The organism is Stenotrophomonas sp. FW305-3-2-15-E-LB1 (genome assembly GCF_058787375.1).
Window position 1 is genome coordinate 1 of the sequence record NZ_JBYSZR010000031.1, and the last position, 14,893, is coordinate 14,893.

The 14,893-nt window shown below is 63.9% G+C and carries 22 protein-coding genes; 1 reads left to right on the forward strand and 21 read right to left on the reverse strand.

The features are described 5' to 3' along the window. Nucleotides 1–142 precede the first annotated feature (142 nt). Nucleotides 143–1,534 carry a class II 3-deoxy-7-phosphoheptulonate synthase gene (locus tag AC3WL7_RS17835; protein ID WP_492752146.1) on the reverse strand — a complete coding sequence of 464 codons (1,392 nt, stop codon included), beginning with the start codon at nucleotides 1,532–1,534 and terminating at the stop codon, nucleotides 143–145. Nucleotides 1,535–1,755: 221 nt separating this feature from the next. Here AC3WL7_RS17835 and AC3WL7_RS17840 point away from each other — a divergent pair, with 221 nt between their 5' ends. Then, entirely contained in the window at nucleotides 1,756–3,888 is a 2,133-nt protein-coding gene (locus AC3WL7_RS17840; protein WP_492752149.1) for a TonB-dependent receptor, read from the forward strand. A gap of 95 nt (nucleotides 3,889–3,983) precedes the next feature. Here the strand turns inward: AC3WL7_RS17840 and AC3WL7_RS17845 are convergent, their stop codons facing one another. The 20 genes from AC3WL7_RS17845 to rplP all read right to left on the reverse strand — a co-directional run bounded on the left by AC3WL7_RS17845 (nucleotide 3,984) and on the right by rplP (nucleotide 14,888). Beyond that, complete coding sequence (locus tag AC3WL7_RS17845; RefSeq protein ID WP_492752153.1) at nucleotides 3,984–4,490, reverse strand: disulfide bond formation protein B; 507 nt, start codon at nucleotides 4,488–4,490, stop codon at nucleotides 3,984–3,986. 198 nt (nucleotides 4,491–4,688) lie between these two features. Then, nucleotides 4,689–5,072, reverse strand: a complete 384-nt coding sequence (gene rplQ, locus AC3WL7_RS17850) for a 50S ribosomal protein L17 (RefSeq protein WP_079220763.1) — start codon at nucleotides 5,070–5,072, stop codon at nucleotides 4,689–4,691. A gap of 189 nt (nucleotides 5,073–5,261) precedes the next feature. Continuing rightward, nucleotides 5,262–6,260: a DNA-directed RNA polymerase subunit alpha gene (locus tag AC3WL7_RS17855; protein WP_079220762.1), complete on the reverse strand. Its 999-nt coding sequence runs from the start codon at nucleotides 6,258–6,260 to the stop codon at nucleotides 5,262–5,264. Between the two features lie 56 nt (nucleotides 6,261–6,316). Continuing rightward, nucleotides 6,317–6,946: a 30S ribosomal protein S4 gene (gene rpsD / locus AC3WL7_RS17860; protein ID WP_004145446.1), complete on the reverse strand. Its 630-nt coding sequence runs from the start codon at nucleotides 6,944–6,946 to the stop codon at nucleotides 6,317–6,319. 15 nt (nucleotides 6,947–6,961) lie between these two features. Continuing rightward, nucleotides 6,962–7,351, reverse strand: coding sequence for a 30S ribosomal protein S11 (gene rpsK, locus AC3WL7_RS17865; RefSeq protein WP_004145443.1), 390 nt, complete (start codon nucleotides 7,349–7,351; stop codon nucleotides 6,962–6,964). Nucleotides 7,352–7,362: 11 nt separating this feature from the next. Beyond that, the gene (gene rpsM / locus AC3WL7_RS17870) at nucleotides 7,363–7,719 is read right to left on the reverse strand and encodes a 30S ribosomal protein S13 (RefSeq protein ID WP_004145437.1); all 357 of its coding nucleotides are present in this window, start codon (nucleotides 7,717–7,719) and stop codon (nucleotides 7,363–7,365) included. Between the two features lie 345 nt (nucleotides 7,720–8,064). Beyond that, nucleotides 8,065–9,432 carry a preprotein translocase subunit SecY gene (secY, locus tag AC3WL7_RS17875; RefSeq protein WP_079220761.1) on the reverse strand — a complete coding sequence of 456 codons (1,368 nt, stop codon included), beginning with the start codon at nucleotides 9,430–9,432 and terminating at the stop codon, nucleotides 8,065–8,067. 6 nt (nucleotides 9,433–9,438) lie between these two features. Beyond that, nucleotides 9,439–9,882: a 50S ribosomal protein L15 gene (gene rplO / locus AC3WL7_RS17880; protein WP_004154498.1), complete on the reverse strand. Its 444-nt coding sequence runs from the start codon at nucleotides 9,880–9,882 to the stop codon at nucleotides 9,439–9,441. 6 nt (nucleotides 9,883–9,888) lie between these two features. Continuing rightward, nucleotides 9,889–10,080, reverse strand: a complete 192-nt coding sequence (rpmD, locus tag AC3WL7_RS17885) for a 50S ribosomal protein L30 (protein ID WP_004154497.1) — start codon at nucleotides 10,078–10,080, stop codon at nucleotides 9,889–9,891. Continuing rightward, complete coding sequence (rpsE, locus tag AC3WL7_RS17890) at nucleotides 10,073–10,615, reverse strand: 30S ribosomal protein S5 (protein ID WP_004145411.1); 543 nt, start codon at nucleotides 10,613–10,615, stop codon at nucleotides 10,073–10,075. Before rpsE ends, rpmD begins: the two co-directional genes overlap by 8 nt. Before the next feature lie 161 nt (nucleotides 10,616–10,776). Next, complete coding sequence (gene rplR, locus AC3WL7_RS17895; protein ID WP_234458748.1) at nucleotides 10,777–11,130, reverse strand: 50S ribosomal protein L18; 354 nt, start codon at nucleotides 11,128–11,130, stop codon at nucleotides 10,777–10,779. Between the two features lie 86 nt (nucleotides 11,131–11,216). Further along, complete coding sequence (gene rplF / locus AC3WL7_RS17900) at nucleotides 11,217–11,741, reverse strand: 50S ribosomal protein L6 (RefSeq protein WP_492752171.1); 525 nt, start codon at nucleotides 11,739–11,741, stop codon at nucleotides 11,217–11,219. A gap of 18 nt (nucleotides 11,742–11,759) precedes the next feature. After that, a complete protein-coding gene (gene rpsH / locus AC3WL7_RS17905) occupies nucleotides 11,760–12,158 on the reverse strand; it encodes a 30S ribosomal protein S8 (RefSeq protein ID WP_005408210.1) in 399 nt (132 codons plus the stop codon). Between the two features lie 258 nt (nucleotides 12,159–12,416). Continuing rightward, nucleotides 12,417–12,722 (reverse strand): 30S ribosomal protein S14, encoded by a 306-nt coding sequence (gene rpsN / locus AC3WL7_RS17910; protein ID WP_079220758.1) that lies wholly within the window; start codon nucleotides 12,720–12,722, stop codon nucleotides 12,417–12,419. An 18-nt stretch (nucleotides 12,723–12,740) separates the two neighbouring features. Next, complete coding sequence (gene rplE, locus AC3WL7_RS17915; RefSeq protein WP_079220757.1) at nucleotides 12,741–13,283, reverse strand: 50S ribosomal protein L5; 543 nt, start codon at nucleotides 13,281–13,283, stop codon at nucleotides 12,741–12,743. 11 nt (nucleotides 13,284–13,294) lie between these two features. Then, nucleotides 13,295–13,612 carry a 50S ribosomal protein L24 gene (gene rplX, locus AC3WL7_RS17920; RefSeq protein ID WP_079220756.1) on the reverse strand — a complete coding sequence of 106 codons (318 nt, stop codon included), beginning with the start codon at nucleotides 13,610–13,612 and terminating at the stop codon, nucleotides 13,295–13,297. A gap of 16 nt (nucleotides 13,613–13,628) precedes the next feature. Further along, a complete protein-coding gene (gene rplN, locus AC3WL7_RS17925; protein ID WP_010483978.1) occupies nucleotides 13,629–13,997 on the reverse strand; it encodes a 50S ribosomal protein L14 in 369 nt (122 codons plus the stop codon). Nucleotides 13,998–14,008: 11 nt separating this feature from the next. Then, a complete protein-coding gene (gene rpsQ / locus AC3WL7_RS17930; protein ID WP_079220755.1) occupies nucleotides 14,009–14,278 on the reverse strand; it encodes a 30S ribosomal protein S17 in 270 nt (89 codons plus the stop codon). 11 nt (nucleotides 14,279–14,289) lie between these two features. Continuing rightward, a complete protein-coding gene (rpmC, locus tag AC3WL7_RS17935) occupies nucleotides 14,290–14,475 on the reverse strand; it encodes a 50S ribosomal protein L29 (protein WP_004145353.1) in 186 nt (61 codons plus the stop codon). Beyond that, nucleotides 14,475–14,888 carry a 50S ribosomal protein L16 gene (gene rplP / locus AC3WL7_RS17940; RefSeq protein ID WP_004154486.1) on the reverse strand — a complete coding sequence of 138 codons (414 nt, stop codon included), beginning with the start codon at nucleotides 14,886–14,888 and terminating at the stop codon, nucleotides 14,475–14,477. The genes rpmC and rplP overlap by 1 nt, the downstream gene beginning before the upstream one ends. Nucleotides 14,889–14,893: the final 5 nt, after the last annotated feature.

Here is a 14,893-nt window from a genome sequence, read left to right on the forward strand (position 1 = left end):
TGCGGCGACCAAGCCCCCATGGATGGGTTTACGGCGTCCCCGCAAACCCACAGTGCCCCGCCATCCCACGGAATGCCGCTTCGGCTTTTGAAGTTGCCGTTGCAGTGAGCAGGTGCAGGGCTGCAAGCCCTGCAGAAAAAACCTACCTCGCCTGCTCCTGCTTGCGCACGATCGCCATCGCTATCTCCAGCGACTGCTCATAGTTCAACCGCGGGTCCACCGTCGAGCGATACGCACGCTCCAGATCACGCTCGGTCAACTCGCGCGCACCACCGGTGCATTCGGTCACGTCCTCGCCGGTCAGCTCCAGGTGCACGCCACCCAGCCGCGTGCCCGCTGCTGCGTGCAGGTCGAAGGACATCTCCACCTCGCCCCGCACGTTGTCGAAGCGACGCGTCTTGAAGCCGTTGGCCGTGCTCTCGGTATTGCCGTGCATCGCATCGCACACCCACAGCACGCGACGGCCATCGCGCTTCACCGCGTCCAGCAACGGCGGCAGCTTCCCGGCAATCTGCGCCGCACCCATGCGGTGGATGAAGCTCAGGCGGCCGGGTTCGTCATCCGGGTTCAGCACGTCGATCAACCGCAGCAATTGGTCCGGCTGCACCGACGGGCCCACCTTGATCGCGATCGGGTTGCGCACGCCACGCAGGTATTCCACGTGTGCACCATCCAGCGCGGCCGTGCGCATGCCGATCCACGGGTAATGCGTGCTCAGGTTCAACCAGCCCTGCTGGCGCGGCACCTGGCGGGTCAGGGCCTGCTCGTAGGGCAGCAGCAGCGCTTCGTGCGAGGTGTAGAAATCGATGCGGTTGAGGTTGTGCACGCGGGCCCCGGCCAGGGTCTCCATGAAGTGCACCGCGTCGCCGATCGAGGCCACCATCTTCTGGTACTCGGCGGCCAGCGGCGAATGCCGCACCCACTCCAGGTTCCAGTACTCGGGGTGGTGCAGGTCGGCGAAGCCACCATCGATCAACGCCCGCACGAAGTTCATCGTCATTGCCGAATGCGCGTGGGCCTGCAGCATCCGCTTCGGGTCCGGCAGGCGCGCAGCCTCGGTGAACGCCGGCGCGTTGATCACATCGCCGCGGTAGCTGGGCAGGGTCACGCCATCGCGGGTCTCGGTGTCGGCCGAACGCGGCTTGGCGTACTGGCCGGCGAAGCGGCCAACGCGGATCACCGGCTGGCGCAGGCCGTGCACCAGCACCAGGCTCATCTGCAGCAGCACCTTCAGGCGGTTGGAGATCGTGCCCGATTCGCAGTCGCTGAAATTCTCCGCGCAGTCACCGCCCTGCAGCAGGAAGCGCTTGCCCTCCTGCGCATCAGCCAGCTGCTGCTTCAGCGCCAGGATCTCCCACGAGGTCACCAGCGGCGGCAGCCGCTTCAGCTCATGCAGGGCCGCGTCCAGGGCAATCGGATCGGGATAGGTCGGCATCTGCAGCGCGGTCTTGCCACGCCAGCTCTCCGGCGACCAGCCAGCGCCGGACACGGTCGCAGCAGGATCGGAGACGGGCGGAACGGCGGACAGGCTCATTGCAGGATTCCGGGGGTGGGGGACGGTCATGGTCGCAGAGCCGGCCGCTGCCGCAAAGGCCCGGGCGACGCCTGCACATGGCTGAACGCCGGGGAAAGGTCAGCGCGAGCGGCCACAAACCGCATGCCCACAGCCCCCCGGACAGGCGCATGATTCGCTCCGCAGTGTTACGAAGTAACAATCCAGTCACCCCTACCGGCCCCTTCCACAGCCCATCCGCCATGAAGCCCTCCCTGCTCGCTACCGGCATCACGTTCGCCCTGGCCCTGGCCAGCCTGCCCAACCTCGCCCTGGCCGCCGATGCCGGCACCGACGCGGCGCCGGTGAAGGACCTCGATACGGTCACCGTCAGCGCCCAGCTCGACCAGGCGCGCAACGCGCTGTCGCCCGACATCGGCAGCAGCCAGTACCAGATCACCGCCGAGGACATCCAGAAGCAGCCGCTGGGGGCGTCCGCGCCGCTCAGCCAGGTACTGCTGCAGGCGCCCGGCGTGGTCCAGGATTCCTACGGTGGCGTGCACGTGCGCGGCGACCACGCCAACCTGCAGTACCGCATCAACGGCGTGCTGCTGCCGGAATCGATCTCCGGCTTCGGCCAGACCCTGGATGCGCGCACGATCAAGAGCATCCGGCTTATGGACGGCGCGTTGCCAGCGCAGTTCGGCGAGCGCACCGCCGCGGTGGTCGACATCACCACCCGCAGCGGCGCCGAACTCGGCAATGGCGGCAGCGTCGGCATCACCACCGGCTCGTTCGGCAAGGTCAATCCGAATGCGTCCTGGTGGGGCTCGCAGGGGCGCTGGAGCTGGTTCCTGACCGGCAACTACGACCAGAACGAGGTCGGCCTGGAGAACCCGACCAGCTCGCGCAAGCCGGAGCATGACGATACCCACCAGGGCAAAGCCTTCGCCGACCTGACCTATCTGGTCAACGACACCACCCGCCTGAGCGTGTTCGCCGGCTTCGCCAACAACCGCTTCCAGACTCCGGTCAATCCGGGGCAGACGCCCCAGTTCGGCTACCTGGACACCACCACCTTCGATTCCAGCCAGCTGGATGAGACGCAGCGCGAAACCACCCGCTTCGGCATGCTGGTGCTGCAGGGCACGCTGGGCGAGACCGCCTACCAGCTCTCCGCCGGGCAGCGCTACAGCGATGTCGGCTTCAATCCCGACGTGGCCGGCGACCTGGTGTTCAGTGGCGTCGCCTCGCAGGTCCAGCGCAACAACCGCGCCAATACGCTGCAGGCGGATTTCTCCACGCCGCTGGGCGACAACCACACGCTGCGCTACGGCGTATACGGCAACCAGGAACGCGCCCGTGCCAGCACCAACAGCTGGGTGTTCCCGGTCGACGATGACGGCGCGCAGGCCAGCACCACGCCGCTGCAGATTGCCGACAACAGCGCGTTCAAGGCCACCACCCTGGCGGTCTACGTGCAGGACGAATGGAAGATCGGCGAGGACTGGACGGTCAACTACGGCCTGCGCGGTGATCGCTACAAGGCCTTCGGCCAGACCGAGGGCCAGCTCAGCCCGCGCCTGGGCGTGGTCTGGAATGCCAGCGACAGCACCACCGTGCATGCCGGCTACTCGCGCTACTTCACCCCGCCGGCCAGCGAGCTGATCGCCACCAGCGACATCAGCCTGTATGACGGCACCACCAACGCACAGCCGTCCGGTGGCAACAACATCCCGCTGGCCGAGCGCAGCGACTACTACGACATCGGTGTCTCCCAGCAGGTCGGCGACCACCTGACCCTGGGCCTGGATGCCTACGACCGGCGCGTATCGCGCCTGCAGGACGAAGGCCAGTTCGGCGCCGCCTACATCTACTCGACGTTCAACTACCGCCGTGGCCACATCCGTGGCCTGGAATTCAGTGCCGACTACAGCAACGGTCCCTTCAGCGCCTACGTCAATGCCGCCCTGAACAAGGCCATCGGCACCGACGTCATCACCAGCCAGTACAACCTCGACCCGGAAGCACTGGCCTACGTGGCCGACCACTGGATCCACCTGGACCACGACCAGAAGCTGACCTCGTCGGGCGGTTTCAGCTATGCCTTCGCCGGCCACAACCGCGTCGGCGCGAACTACGTGTTCGGCAGCGGCCTGCGCTCGGATACCGACACCGTGCCCAACGGCGGCGAACTGCCGTCCTACCTGCAGGTGAACCTCAGCGCCGGCCACGACTTCAATGCCGACAGCGGGCATCCGCTGCACATGCAGGTGGCGTTGATCAATGCACTGGATCGCAGCTACCAGCTGCGTGATGGCGGCGGTGTGGGTGTGTTCGCCCCGCAGTGGGGCCCGCGCCGCGGTGCCTACCTGAGCCTGCAGCAGGACTTCTGAGGACGGGCCGTGGTAGTGCCGGCCGCTGGCCGGCAACTACGGGACACCCGCCATCGCTCATGAGGTTGCCGGCCAGCGGCCGGCACTACCTTGCCTCAGCGCCTGACCTTGCGCAGCGACACCACCAGCGCCCACAGCGCCAGCAGGACGAACCACACGCCCGACCACATCGGCATGGTCATGCCCAGGAAGGTCCAGTCGATGTTGCCGCAGTTGCCGGTGCCGGTCAGCACGGTGCGGAACACTTCCAGCGGCCCCATGGTCTCGCTCAGGAACGCCAGCGGCGGGCCGCAGGTGGAACCCATCTCCGGCGGGAGCATCTGCACGTACACATGGCGCCCAGCAATGCCGATTCCGACAGCTGCCGCAATGAAGGCAAGGATGCCGTAGGTCGCGCGCCCCGGCCGGTTGGAGGGGCCGTGCAAGGCGCCGATCAGGAACAACAGGCCCAGTGCAGCGAATGCCAGGCGCTGGAAGATGCACAGCGGGCAAGGCTCCAGCCCCATCTTCAGCTGCAGGAATATCGCGTAGCCAAGCAGGCCCACGCAGATCAGGAAGCCCAACAGGAACTGGGCGCGGAAGGGCCAGCGCAAAGGATTCATCGTGAACGCTCGAACGGATCAGGCGCCAAGCGTAACCGAGAGCGCCTCCCGTTCGAACCGCCACACGGCACGCCTGTCGGAACGGTGTGGGCCGGAGCGGAGCCCGGAAACGGAAACGCCGGGCATGGCCCGGCGCTACCAGAACGCAAAAGCCCGGCAGAGGCCGGGCTTTCGCTGTGTCGCGTTGGAGCGGTCCGATTACTCGGCCACTTCCTCAGCCACGGCCGGACGGTCGACCAGCTCGACGTAGGCCATCGGAGCGTTGTCGCCGGCGCGGAAGCCGCACTTCAGCAGACGCAGGTAGCCGCCCGGACGGTTCGCGTAGCGCGGGCCCAGGATGGTGAACAGGTTGCCCACGGCTTCGTTGTCACGCAGGCGGGCGAAGGCCAGACGGCGGTTGGCGACGGAGTCGACCTTGGCCAGGGTGATCAGCGGCTCGGCAACGCGGCGCAGTTCCTTGGCCTTCGGCAGGGTGGTCTTGATCAGCTCGTGCTTGAACAGCGAGGCGGCCATGTTCTTGAACATCGCTTCGCGGTGGGCGCTGGTGCGGTTGAACTTACGGCCAGACTTCATGTGACGCATGGTGATATTCCTTGGTTAATGATGAGGCTGTGTGGATCGTTGTCGCCATCCTGGCGTTGCTGCACGGACTGCGGTTGGTCCTGGCCATCCGTCCTGGACGACCTGCCCGCGAACCTGCGGTTCGTCGTGGCATGTATGTTGCGTTGAAGGCCCCACCGCGAACGGTGGAGCCTCCAGGCATTACCGATATCAGCCCAGCATGCCGTGGCTGGCGACGCCGGCCGGCGGCCAGTTCTCCAGCTTCATGCCGAGGGACAGGCCGCGCTGAGCCAGCACTTCCTTGATCTCGGTGAGCGACTTCTTGCCCAGGTTCGGGGTCTTCAGCAGCTCCACTTCGGTCTTCTGGATCAGATCGCCGATGTAGTAGATGCTTTCGGCCTTCAGGCAGTTGGCCGAACGCACGGTCAGCTCCAGATCGTCGATCGGGCGCAGCAGCACCGGATCCACGCCGTTGTTGGCCGGCTTGGCTGCACCGCGGTCGCGATGGGTGAAGTCACCGAACACCGACAGCTGGTCGCTGAGGATGTCGGCGGCGGTGCGCACGGCTTCCTCGGCGTCGATGGTGCCGTTGGTCTCGATATCGATGACCAGCTTGTCCAGGTCGGTACGCTGTTCGACACGAGCCGCTTCCACGGCATAGGCGACGCGGCGGACCGGCGAGAACGAGGCATCCAGGACCAGGCGGCCGATGGCACGGGTTTCTTCGTCCGGACGACGACGCGCGGCAGCCGGCTGGTAGCCGAAACCACGTTCGATCTTCAGACGCATGTTGATCGCCGTATCCTTGGTCAGGTGGCAGATCACATGATCGCTGTTCAGGATCTCCACATTGTGGTCGACCTTGATGTCAGCTGCAGTGACAACGCCCGGGCCCTGCTTGGACAGGGACAGGGTGGCGCTGTCGCCGGAATGCATACGGATGGCCACGTCCTTCAGGTTCAGCAGGACTTCGAGCACGTCCTCCTGCAGACCTTCGACCGTGGTGTACTCGTGCAACACGCCGTCGATTTCGACTTCCGTGATGGCGAAGCCCGGGATGGACGACAGCAGCACGCGACGCAGGGCATTACCCAGCGTATGCCCGTAACCCCGCTCCAAAGGTTCGATAACGACCTTTGCACGGGTGTCGGTAAGGCGTTCGATCTGCGGACCGCGAGGACGCAGAACCTGGTTGGCGGTAACCGTCATGTTGCGGGTTCTCCTAGTGAACCCCCGGCCGTCGCCGGGGGCTCTCCAATGATGAATTACTTCGAATACAGCTCGACGATCAGCGCTTCGTTGATGTCCGCAGGCAGATCCGAACGATCCGGAACAGCCTTGAAGATGCCGGTGAACTTGCCGGAATCCACTTCAACCCACGACGGGCTCAGGTCATGCTGGGCGGCGACGGTCAGGGCTTCCTGGACGCGCAGCTGCTTGGCAGCCTTTTCAGACAGAGCGATGGCGTCGCCAGCCTTGACCTGGTACGAAGCCAGGTTGACCGACTTGCCATTCACGGTGACGCCGCGGTGCGACACCAGCTGACGGGCAGCCGGACGGGTCACGGCGAAGCCCATGCGGTAGACGACGTTGTCCAGGCGGGTTTCCAGCAGCTGCAGCAGGTTCTCGCCGGTGTTGCCCTTCTTGGTCGAGGCCTTCTTGTAGTAGTTGCGGAACTGACGCTCCAGCAGGCCGTAGATACGCTTGACCTTCTGCTTTTCACGCAGCTGGGTGGCGTAGTCGGACAGCTTGCCCTTACGGGCAGTGGCGCCGTGCTGGCCGGGCTTCTGCTCCAGCTTGCACTTGGAGTCCAGCGCACGCGCCGGGCTCTTCAGGGACAGGTCGGCGCCTTCGCGACGGGCGAGCTTACAGGTAGGACCGATATAACGAGCCATTTCTTATCGCTCCCTTTAGACGCGACGCTTCTTCGGCGGACGGCACCCGTTGTGCGGGATAGGCGTCACGTCGATGATGTTGGTGATCTTGTAGCCGACGTTGTTCAACGAACGCACGGCCGACTCACGGCCCGGACCCGGGCCCTTGATGCGGACTTCCAGCGACTTCACGCCGTAGTCCAGCGCAGCGCGACCGGCCTTTTCGGCAGCCACCTGGGCAGCGAACGGGGTCGACTTGCGCGAACCGCGGAAGCCAGCGCCACCGGAGGTCGCCCACGACAGAGCATTGCCCTGGCGGTCGGTGATGGTCACGATGGTGTTGTTGAACGAAGCGTGGACGTGGGCAACGCCGTCGGTGACGACGCGCTTGATCTTCTTCTTGGTCTTAGCAGCGGGCTTAGCCATTTATAGGTCCCTTACTTCCTGATCGCCTTGCGCGGGCCCTTGCGGGTGCGGGCGTTGGTACGGGTGCGCTGGCCACGCAGCGGCAGGCCGCGACGGTGACGCAGGCCGCGGTAGCAGCCCAGGTCCATCAGGCGCTTGATCGCGATGCCGATTTCACGGCGCAGATCGCCTTCCACGATGTACTTGCCGACTTCGGCGCGCAGGCGCTCGATTTCCGGCTCCGACAGATCGCGGATCTTGGTGGTCGAAGCAACGCCTGCGACTTCGCAGACCTTCTTCGAACGGGTACGGCCGATGCCGTAAATGCTTTGCAACCCGACCCAGACGTGCTTCTGGGCTGGCAGGTTGACGCCTGCAATACGCGCCATGACGCGGTTCTCCAGCTGAGTGATGGCCGACAGCGCGCCTCGGGCACGCCAATCCGGCAGGATGGATCAAAAAAGTGAACTAGCGATACTAACAAGGTTCCGGTCTACATGGAAGCCCGTGAAACATTGAAGTTTCATGGACCCGGCCTGGGGAGTGTGCCCAGGCTCCGGCGCCGGACAAGGTTGGACCTGGGTTTCCCCGGGGCCGCCCGCGCTACTCCAGCGCAGGACCACCTCGCCACACCCCCACCCGGAACCGCTGCGGGGGCCGCCCTTCGTTTGTGTGGCCAGAGTCCGCGAAGCGGAGGACCATCACGTCAGGAAGACGAAAGTATAACAGGCTTATCAGCCGCGGGCAAAACCGCCGCGGTTGCCGCCCTTCAGGTTGGCCTTCTTCAGCAGGCTCTCGTACTGGTGGGACATCAGGTGCGCCTGCACCTGGGCGATGAAGTCCATCACCACCACCACGACGATCAGCAGCGACGTACCACCGAAGTAGAACGAGGCGTTCAGCTGCGTGCGCATCAGTTCCGGCAGCAGGCAGACGATCACCAGGTAGGCCGAACCGGCAGCGGTCAGGCGGGTCAGCACGCCGTCGATGTAATCGGCGGTGGCCTTGCCCGGACGGATGCCCGGAATCAGCGCGCCCGACTTCTTCAGGTTGTCGGCGGTTTCCTGCGAGTTGAACACCAGCGCGGTATAGAAGAACGCGAAACCGGTGATCAGCGCAGCGAACACGATCATGTGCAGCGGCTCGCCCGGGCCCAGGGCGTTGGCGACCTTCTGCAGGGTCTGGCCGACGGCGCTCTGGTTGGCGGCCTGGCCGGACCACATGGCCAGGGTGGCCGGGAAGGCCAGCAGGCTCGAGGCGAAGATCGCCGGGATGACGCCGGCCATGTTCAGCTTCAGCGGCAGGAACGAGGTCTGGTTCATGTACGCGTTGCGACCGCCCTGGCGGCGCGCGTAGTTGACCGTGATCCGGCGCTGGCCGCGCTCGACGAACACCACGAAGAAGGTGAAGGCGAGGACGACGATGGCGATCAGCAGCAGCTGGATGAACTGGATGTTGCCGTCGCGGTAGGCGTCGAAGGTGTGGATGACCGCACCCGGGAGGCCTGCCACGATACCGGCGAAGATGATCAGCGACACGCCGTTGCCGATGCCGCGCTCGGTGACCTGCTCACCGACCCACATCAGGAACATGGTGCCGGCGGTCAGTGCGACCACGGCGGTGAGCACGAAGCCCATGCCCGGTGCGTACACGACCGGAGCGCCCGACGGTGCCACCTGGTTCTGCAGCGCCAGGGCGATCGAACCGCCCTGCACCACCGCCAGCAGCACGGCGCCGATGCGCGAATACTGGGTGATCTTGCGGCGGCCGGACTCACCTTCCTTCTGCATCGCCTTCAGGGCGGGGAAGATGTGGGTGGCCAGCTGCATCACGATCGATGCCGAGATGTACGGCATCACGTTGAGCGCGAAGATGCTCAAACGGTGCAGGGCGCCGCCCGAGAACATGTTGAACATGTCCACGATGCCGCCGCCCTGCTGTTGCATCATGGCAAGCATGGCATCGGGATTGACGCCCGGCACCGGCACATAACAGCCGATGCGATAGACGATCAAAGCCCCGACGACGAACAGCAAACGTTGGCGAAGTTCAGTGAACTTGCCCATTCCGCCCGCGAGGTTACCGATGCCAGCTTGCGCCATGATTTCTTACTCCGTCACGCTGCCGCCGGCAGCTTCGATTGCAGCCTTGGCACCCGCCGTGGCAGCAATACCCTTCAGGGTGAACGCCTTGGTCACTTCGCCCTTGACGACGACCTTGGCCTTCTTTGCAGTGCTCGGGACCAGCTTGGCAGCACGCAGGGCAGCGAAGTCGATCTCGCCGGCCGGCAGCTTGTCCAGCGCGTACAGCAGCACTTCAGCGGTGTCCTTGGCGATCGGCGAACGGAAGCCGATCTTCGGCAGACGACGCTGCATGGGGGTCTGGCCGCCTTCGAAGCCAGCCTTGATCTTGCCGCCACCCTTACGGGCGAACGAACCCTTGTGGCCGCGGCCGGCAGTCTTGCCCAGGCCCGAGCCGATACCGCGACCGACGCGGGTGCGCTCGGTGCGGGCGCCCGGTGCCGGGCTCAGTTCATTGAGACGCAGAGTCATGATCGATTACTCCTCAACCTTGACGAGGTAGTGAACGGTGTTGATCAGACCGCGAACCTGCGGGCTGTCCTTCAGTTCACGGACATCGTTGAGCTTGTTCAGGCCCAGGGCACGCACCGACAGGCGGTGACGCGACTGGGTACCACGCAGGCCGCGCACCAGGCGCACCTTCACAGTCTTGTTGGACTCATTAGCCATGGTTGAGTTCCTCCACCTTCTTGCCGCGCTTGGCCGCGATGCGAGCCGGCGACTGCGCAGCAGACAGGCCCTTCACGGTGGCACGCACCAGGTTGATCGGGTTGCGCGAACCGGTGGCCTTGGCCAGCACGTTCTTCACGCCAACCGCTTCCAGCACGGCGCGCATGGCACCGCCGGCGATGACGCCGGTACCTTCGGAAGCCGGCTGCATGAACACGCGGGCTGCGCCGTGACCATCCTTGATGGTGTGCCACAGGGTGCCGTTGTTCAGGTCAACGCTGACCAGGTTCTTGCGAGCCTGTTCCATCGACTTCTGGATGGCGACCGGCACTTCGCGCGCCTTGCCATAACCGAAACCGACCTTGCCTTCGCCGTCGCCGACCACGGTCAGGGCGGTGAAGGTGAACTGGCGGCCACCCTTGACGGTCTTGCTGACGCGGTTGACCGCGACCAGCTTTTCGATCATGCCGTCGTCGACTTTCTCTTCGCGGTTACGGTCGCGATCGCGACCCCGCTGCTGACGTTCTTCTGCCATCTTGATTCCTTGGTAGTTTGGGTATGTACGGCTCGAGGCCGCTTATGGTTGTGAAGTACCGCGCTGGTGCGGTGGGCCGCTGCAGAAGAGCGGCGCCGCCCCGCCTCACTCAGGCGGGCGAGCAGGCGGACAGGGGACCAGAAGTCCCCTGCCCTTATCCCTTAGAACTGCAGGCCGGCTTCGCGGGCGGCTTCTGCCAGGGCCTTGATGCGGCCGTGGTAGCGGTAGCCCGAACGATCGAAGGCAACCTTCTCGATGCCGGCGGCCTTGGCACGCTCAGCAACGATACGGCCGACCTTGGCGGCGGCATCGGCGTTCTTGCCGTTCTTCAGGCCTTCCATGATGTCGGTCTGGGTGGTGTTGGCGGCAGCCAGCACCTTGGAACCGTCAGCGGTGAAGACCTGGGCGTACAGGTGCTGGCCGGTGCGCAGCACCGACAGGCGGGCGACGCCGAGCTCACGGATGTGGGCGCGGGTCGACTTGGCGCGACGCAGGCGGGCGATGTTCTTGTTCATGATTTTTTTCCCTTGAAAGCGGAAGGTTAGGCTTTTCCCTCAGGAGTCCGCACATGGATGTGCGGGCTCTTGCGAGGGACTCGCACTTACGCCTTCTTGGCTTCCTTACGGATGATGACTTCGTCGGAGTACTTCACGCCCTTGCCCTTGTACGGTTCCGGCTTGCGGAACGCACGGATCTTGGCGGCGACTTCACCGACGACCTGCTTGTCAGCGCCCTGCACCAGAATTTCGGTCTGGGTCGGGGTGGTGATGGTGATGCCTTCCGGCGCCACGAACACGATCGGGTGCGAGTAACCGAGCGACAGGCTCAGGTCCTTGCCCTGCATGGCAGCACGGTAACCCACGCCGACCAGCTCCAGCTTGCGCTCGAAGCCTTCGGTAACACCCTTGACCATGTTGGCCAGGATGGCGCGGACGGTGCCGGTCAGCGGGACCAGGTCAACATTCTCGGCGCTCAGGGTGGCAACGCCGTTGTCGACGTTGATGGCAATGCCGGCCGGCTTCGGCAGCGACAGGGTGCCCTTCGGGCCCTTGACGGTGACGGAATCGGACTGGACGTTCAGTTCAACCTTACCCAGGGTGACGGGCTTCTTGGCTACGCGGGACATAGTATTACTCCTTTCGCCTTAGGCCACGAAGCACAGGACTTCGCCGCCGACGCCCAGCTGGCGCGCCTGCGCATCAGTCATGATGCCCTTGGAGGTGGAAATGATGGAGATACCCAGGCCATTCATGACCTTCGGCAGCTCGCTCTTGCCGCGGTACTGGCGCAGGCCCGAACGCGAGAAGCGCTTCAGGGTCGCGATGACCGGCTTGCCTTCGAAATACTTCAGCACGATTTCCAGCTCGGACTTGTTGTTTTCCAGCTGGGTCACGCGCAGGTCGGTGATGTAACCCTCGTCCTTCAGGACCTGGGCGATCGCAACCTTGATCTTGGACGACGGGGCTTTCACCGTCTGCTTGCCAACCGCGGCCGCATTCTTGATGCGGACCAGCAGGTCGGCGATGGGATCAGTCATGCTCATATGAGTACCTTTGAGTGCACCGATATCCGCTTTCGCGAAAATCTGTTGTCTCCTGGAAACGGGCCAGGTCCCTTGTTGCAGCAGGCCGATGGCCTGCCCTGCTACCCCGTTCGCACAGAGCAAGACGCGGGAGTATACGCCAAAAGAGCCCGGCTTGCGCCGGGCTCTTCGGTTTTTTTGCGTCGGGAAAGCTGAATGCCTCCCCTGCCCGGTTCAGGAACCCCCCGAAGGGGTTCCTGATCACAGGGCCGGCTGGGATTACCAGCTGGCCTTGCGCAGACCCGGGACGTCGCCACGCATGGTGGCTTCGCGCAGCTTGTTACGGCCCAGGCCGAACTTGCTGTAGACGCCACGCGGACGACCCGACAGTTCGCAACGGTTGCGGTGGCGGCTCGGCGACGAATCGCGCGGCAGCTTGGCCAGCTTGGTTGCGGCGTCGATCTTCTCTTCGTAGGTCGCGTCCACGGAGGACACGATCTTCTTCAGAGCCGCACGCTTTTCAGCGTACTTCTTTGCCAGCTTTTCCCGCTTGATGTCGCGGTTGACCATGGAGGTCTTTGCCATTTCGGATTCCTCGACGGATCAGTTACGGAACGGGAACTTGAACGCTGCCAGCAGCGCCTTCGCTTCCGCATCGGTCTTCGCAGTGGTGGTGATGGCGATATCCATGCCGCGGATCGCGTCGACAGCGTCGAAGTCGATTTCCGGGAAGATGATCTGTTCCTTCACACCCATGTTGAAGTTGCCGCGACCGTCGAAGGAGCGACCGGAAACACCACGGAAGTCGCGCACGCGCGGCAGCGAGATGTTGATCAGGCGATCCAGGAACTCGTACATCTTGTGGCGACGCAGCGTGGTCTTGCAGCCGATCGGCCAACCATCACGGATCTTGAACGACGCAACCGACACGCGCGACTTGGTGACAACCGGCTTCTGGCCGGAAATCTTGGTCATGTCGCCGACGGCGTTTTCCAGGATCTTCTTGTTGGTGGCCGCTTCGCCGACACCCATGTTCAGGGTGACCTTGACAAGCTTCGGCACTTCCATCGGATTGGTGTAACCGAACTGCTTCATCAGCGCCGGTACCACTTCTTCCTTGTAGAACTTTTCGAGACGGGAACTCATCTTCTCATTCCTCAGGCGTCAAGCGCCTCACCGCTGGAGCGGAACACACGCAGTTTGCGTCCATCCTCCAGCACCTTGAAGCCAACGCGTTCGCCCTTGCCCGAAGCCGGGTTCAGCACATTCACGTTGGAGATATGGATCGAAGCTTCGCGCTCGACCACGCCGCCGGCAACACCTGCCTGCGGGTTCGGCTTGGTGTGGCGCTTGACGATGTTCACGTTGCCGACGACCACACGGTCGCCGTCGACGCGGACGACTTCGCCCTGCTTGCCCTTGTCCTTGCCGGCGTTGACGACAACCTGGTCGCCCTTCTTGATACGGTTAGCCATGATTATCTCCTGTCGCTCACAGCACTTCGGGAGCGAGCGAGACGATCTTCATGAACTTCTCAGAGCGAAGTTCACGAGTCACCGGCCCGAAGATACGGGTGCCGATCGGCTCCTGCTTGTTGTTCAGCAGGACGGCAGCGTTGCCGTCGAAGCGGATCAGCGAACCGTCGGCGCGACGCACACCCTTGCGGGTACGCACCACGACGGCGTCATACACTTCACCCTTCTTGACCTTGCCGCGCGGAATCGCATCCTTCACGGTGACCTTGATGATGTCGCCGATGCCGGCGTAACGGCGCTTGGAACCACCCAGCACCTTGAAGCACATCACCTGCTTGGCACCCGAATTGTCCGCGACGTCAAGGTAGCTCTGCATCTGGATCATGATTCAGCTCCTTATTCAGCCGCGCGCGTGATGACTTCCACCACGCGCCAGTTCTTGGTCTTGGACATCGGAGCAATCTCGGTCACGCGGACGACATCGCCTTCCTTGCAGGCGTTGTCGGCATCGTGGGCGTGCAGCTTCGTCGAGCGCTTGATGTACTTGCCGTACAGCGCGTGCTTGACCTGACGCTCAACCAGGACGGTAACCGTCTTGTCCATCTTGTTGCTGACGACACGGCCTTCGACCGTGCGCAGCGCCTTGTTTTCGATATTGTCGCTCATAGCGGCCGTCCTTACTTCGTGCTGCCGAGCAGCGTCTTGACGCGAGCAATCTCACGACGGACGCGGCGGATATCGTGAGTCTTCGGCAGCTGGCCGGTGACCTGCTGCATACGGACAGAGAACTGTTCCTTACGCAGGTCGATCAGGTGGGCCTTCAGTTCGTCAGCCGACTTTTCACGGAGAGTTTTCAGTTCCATCAGCGCACCGTCCGGGTCACGAAAGTGGTGGTGACCGAGAGCTTGGCGGCGGCCAGGCGGAACGCCTCGCGTGCCACTTCCTCCGAGACACCCTCGATTTCATAGATCATGCGGCCGGGCTGGATCTGGGCCACCCAGTATTCCACGTTGCCCTTACCCGAACCCATTCGAACTTCGATGGGCTTCTTGGTGATGGGCTTGTCGGGGAACACACGGATCCACATCTTGCCGCCGCGCTTGACGTAGCGGCTGATCGAGCGGCGGGCCGCTTCGATCTGACGCGCGGTCAGCTGGCCGTGGGCGGTTGCCTTGAGGCCGTACTCGCCGAAGCTGACAGCGTTGGCGCTCCAGCTCAGGCCGTCGTTACGGCCCTTGTGCACCTTGCGGTACTTGGTTCGCTTGGGTTGCAACATTGTCG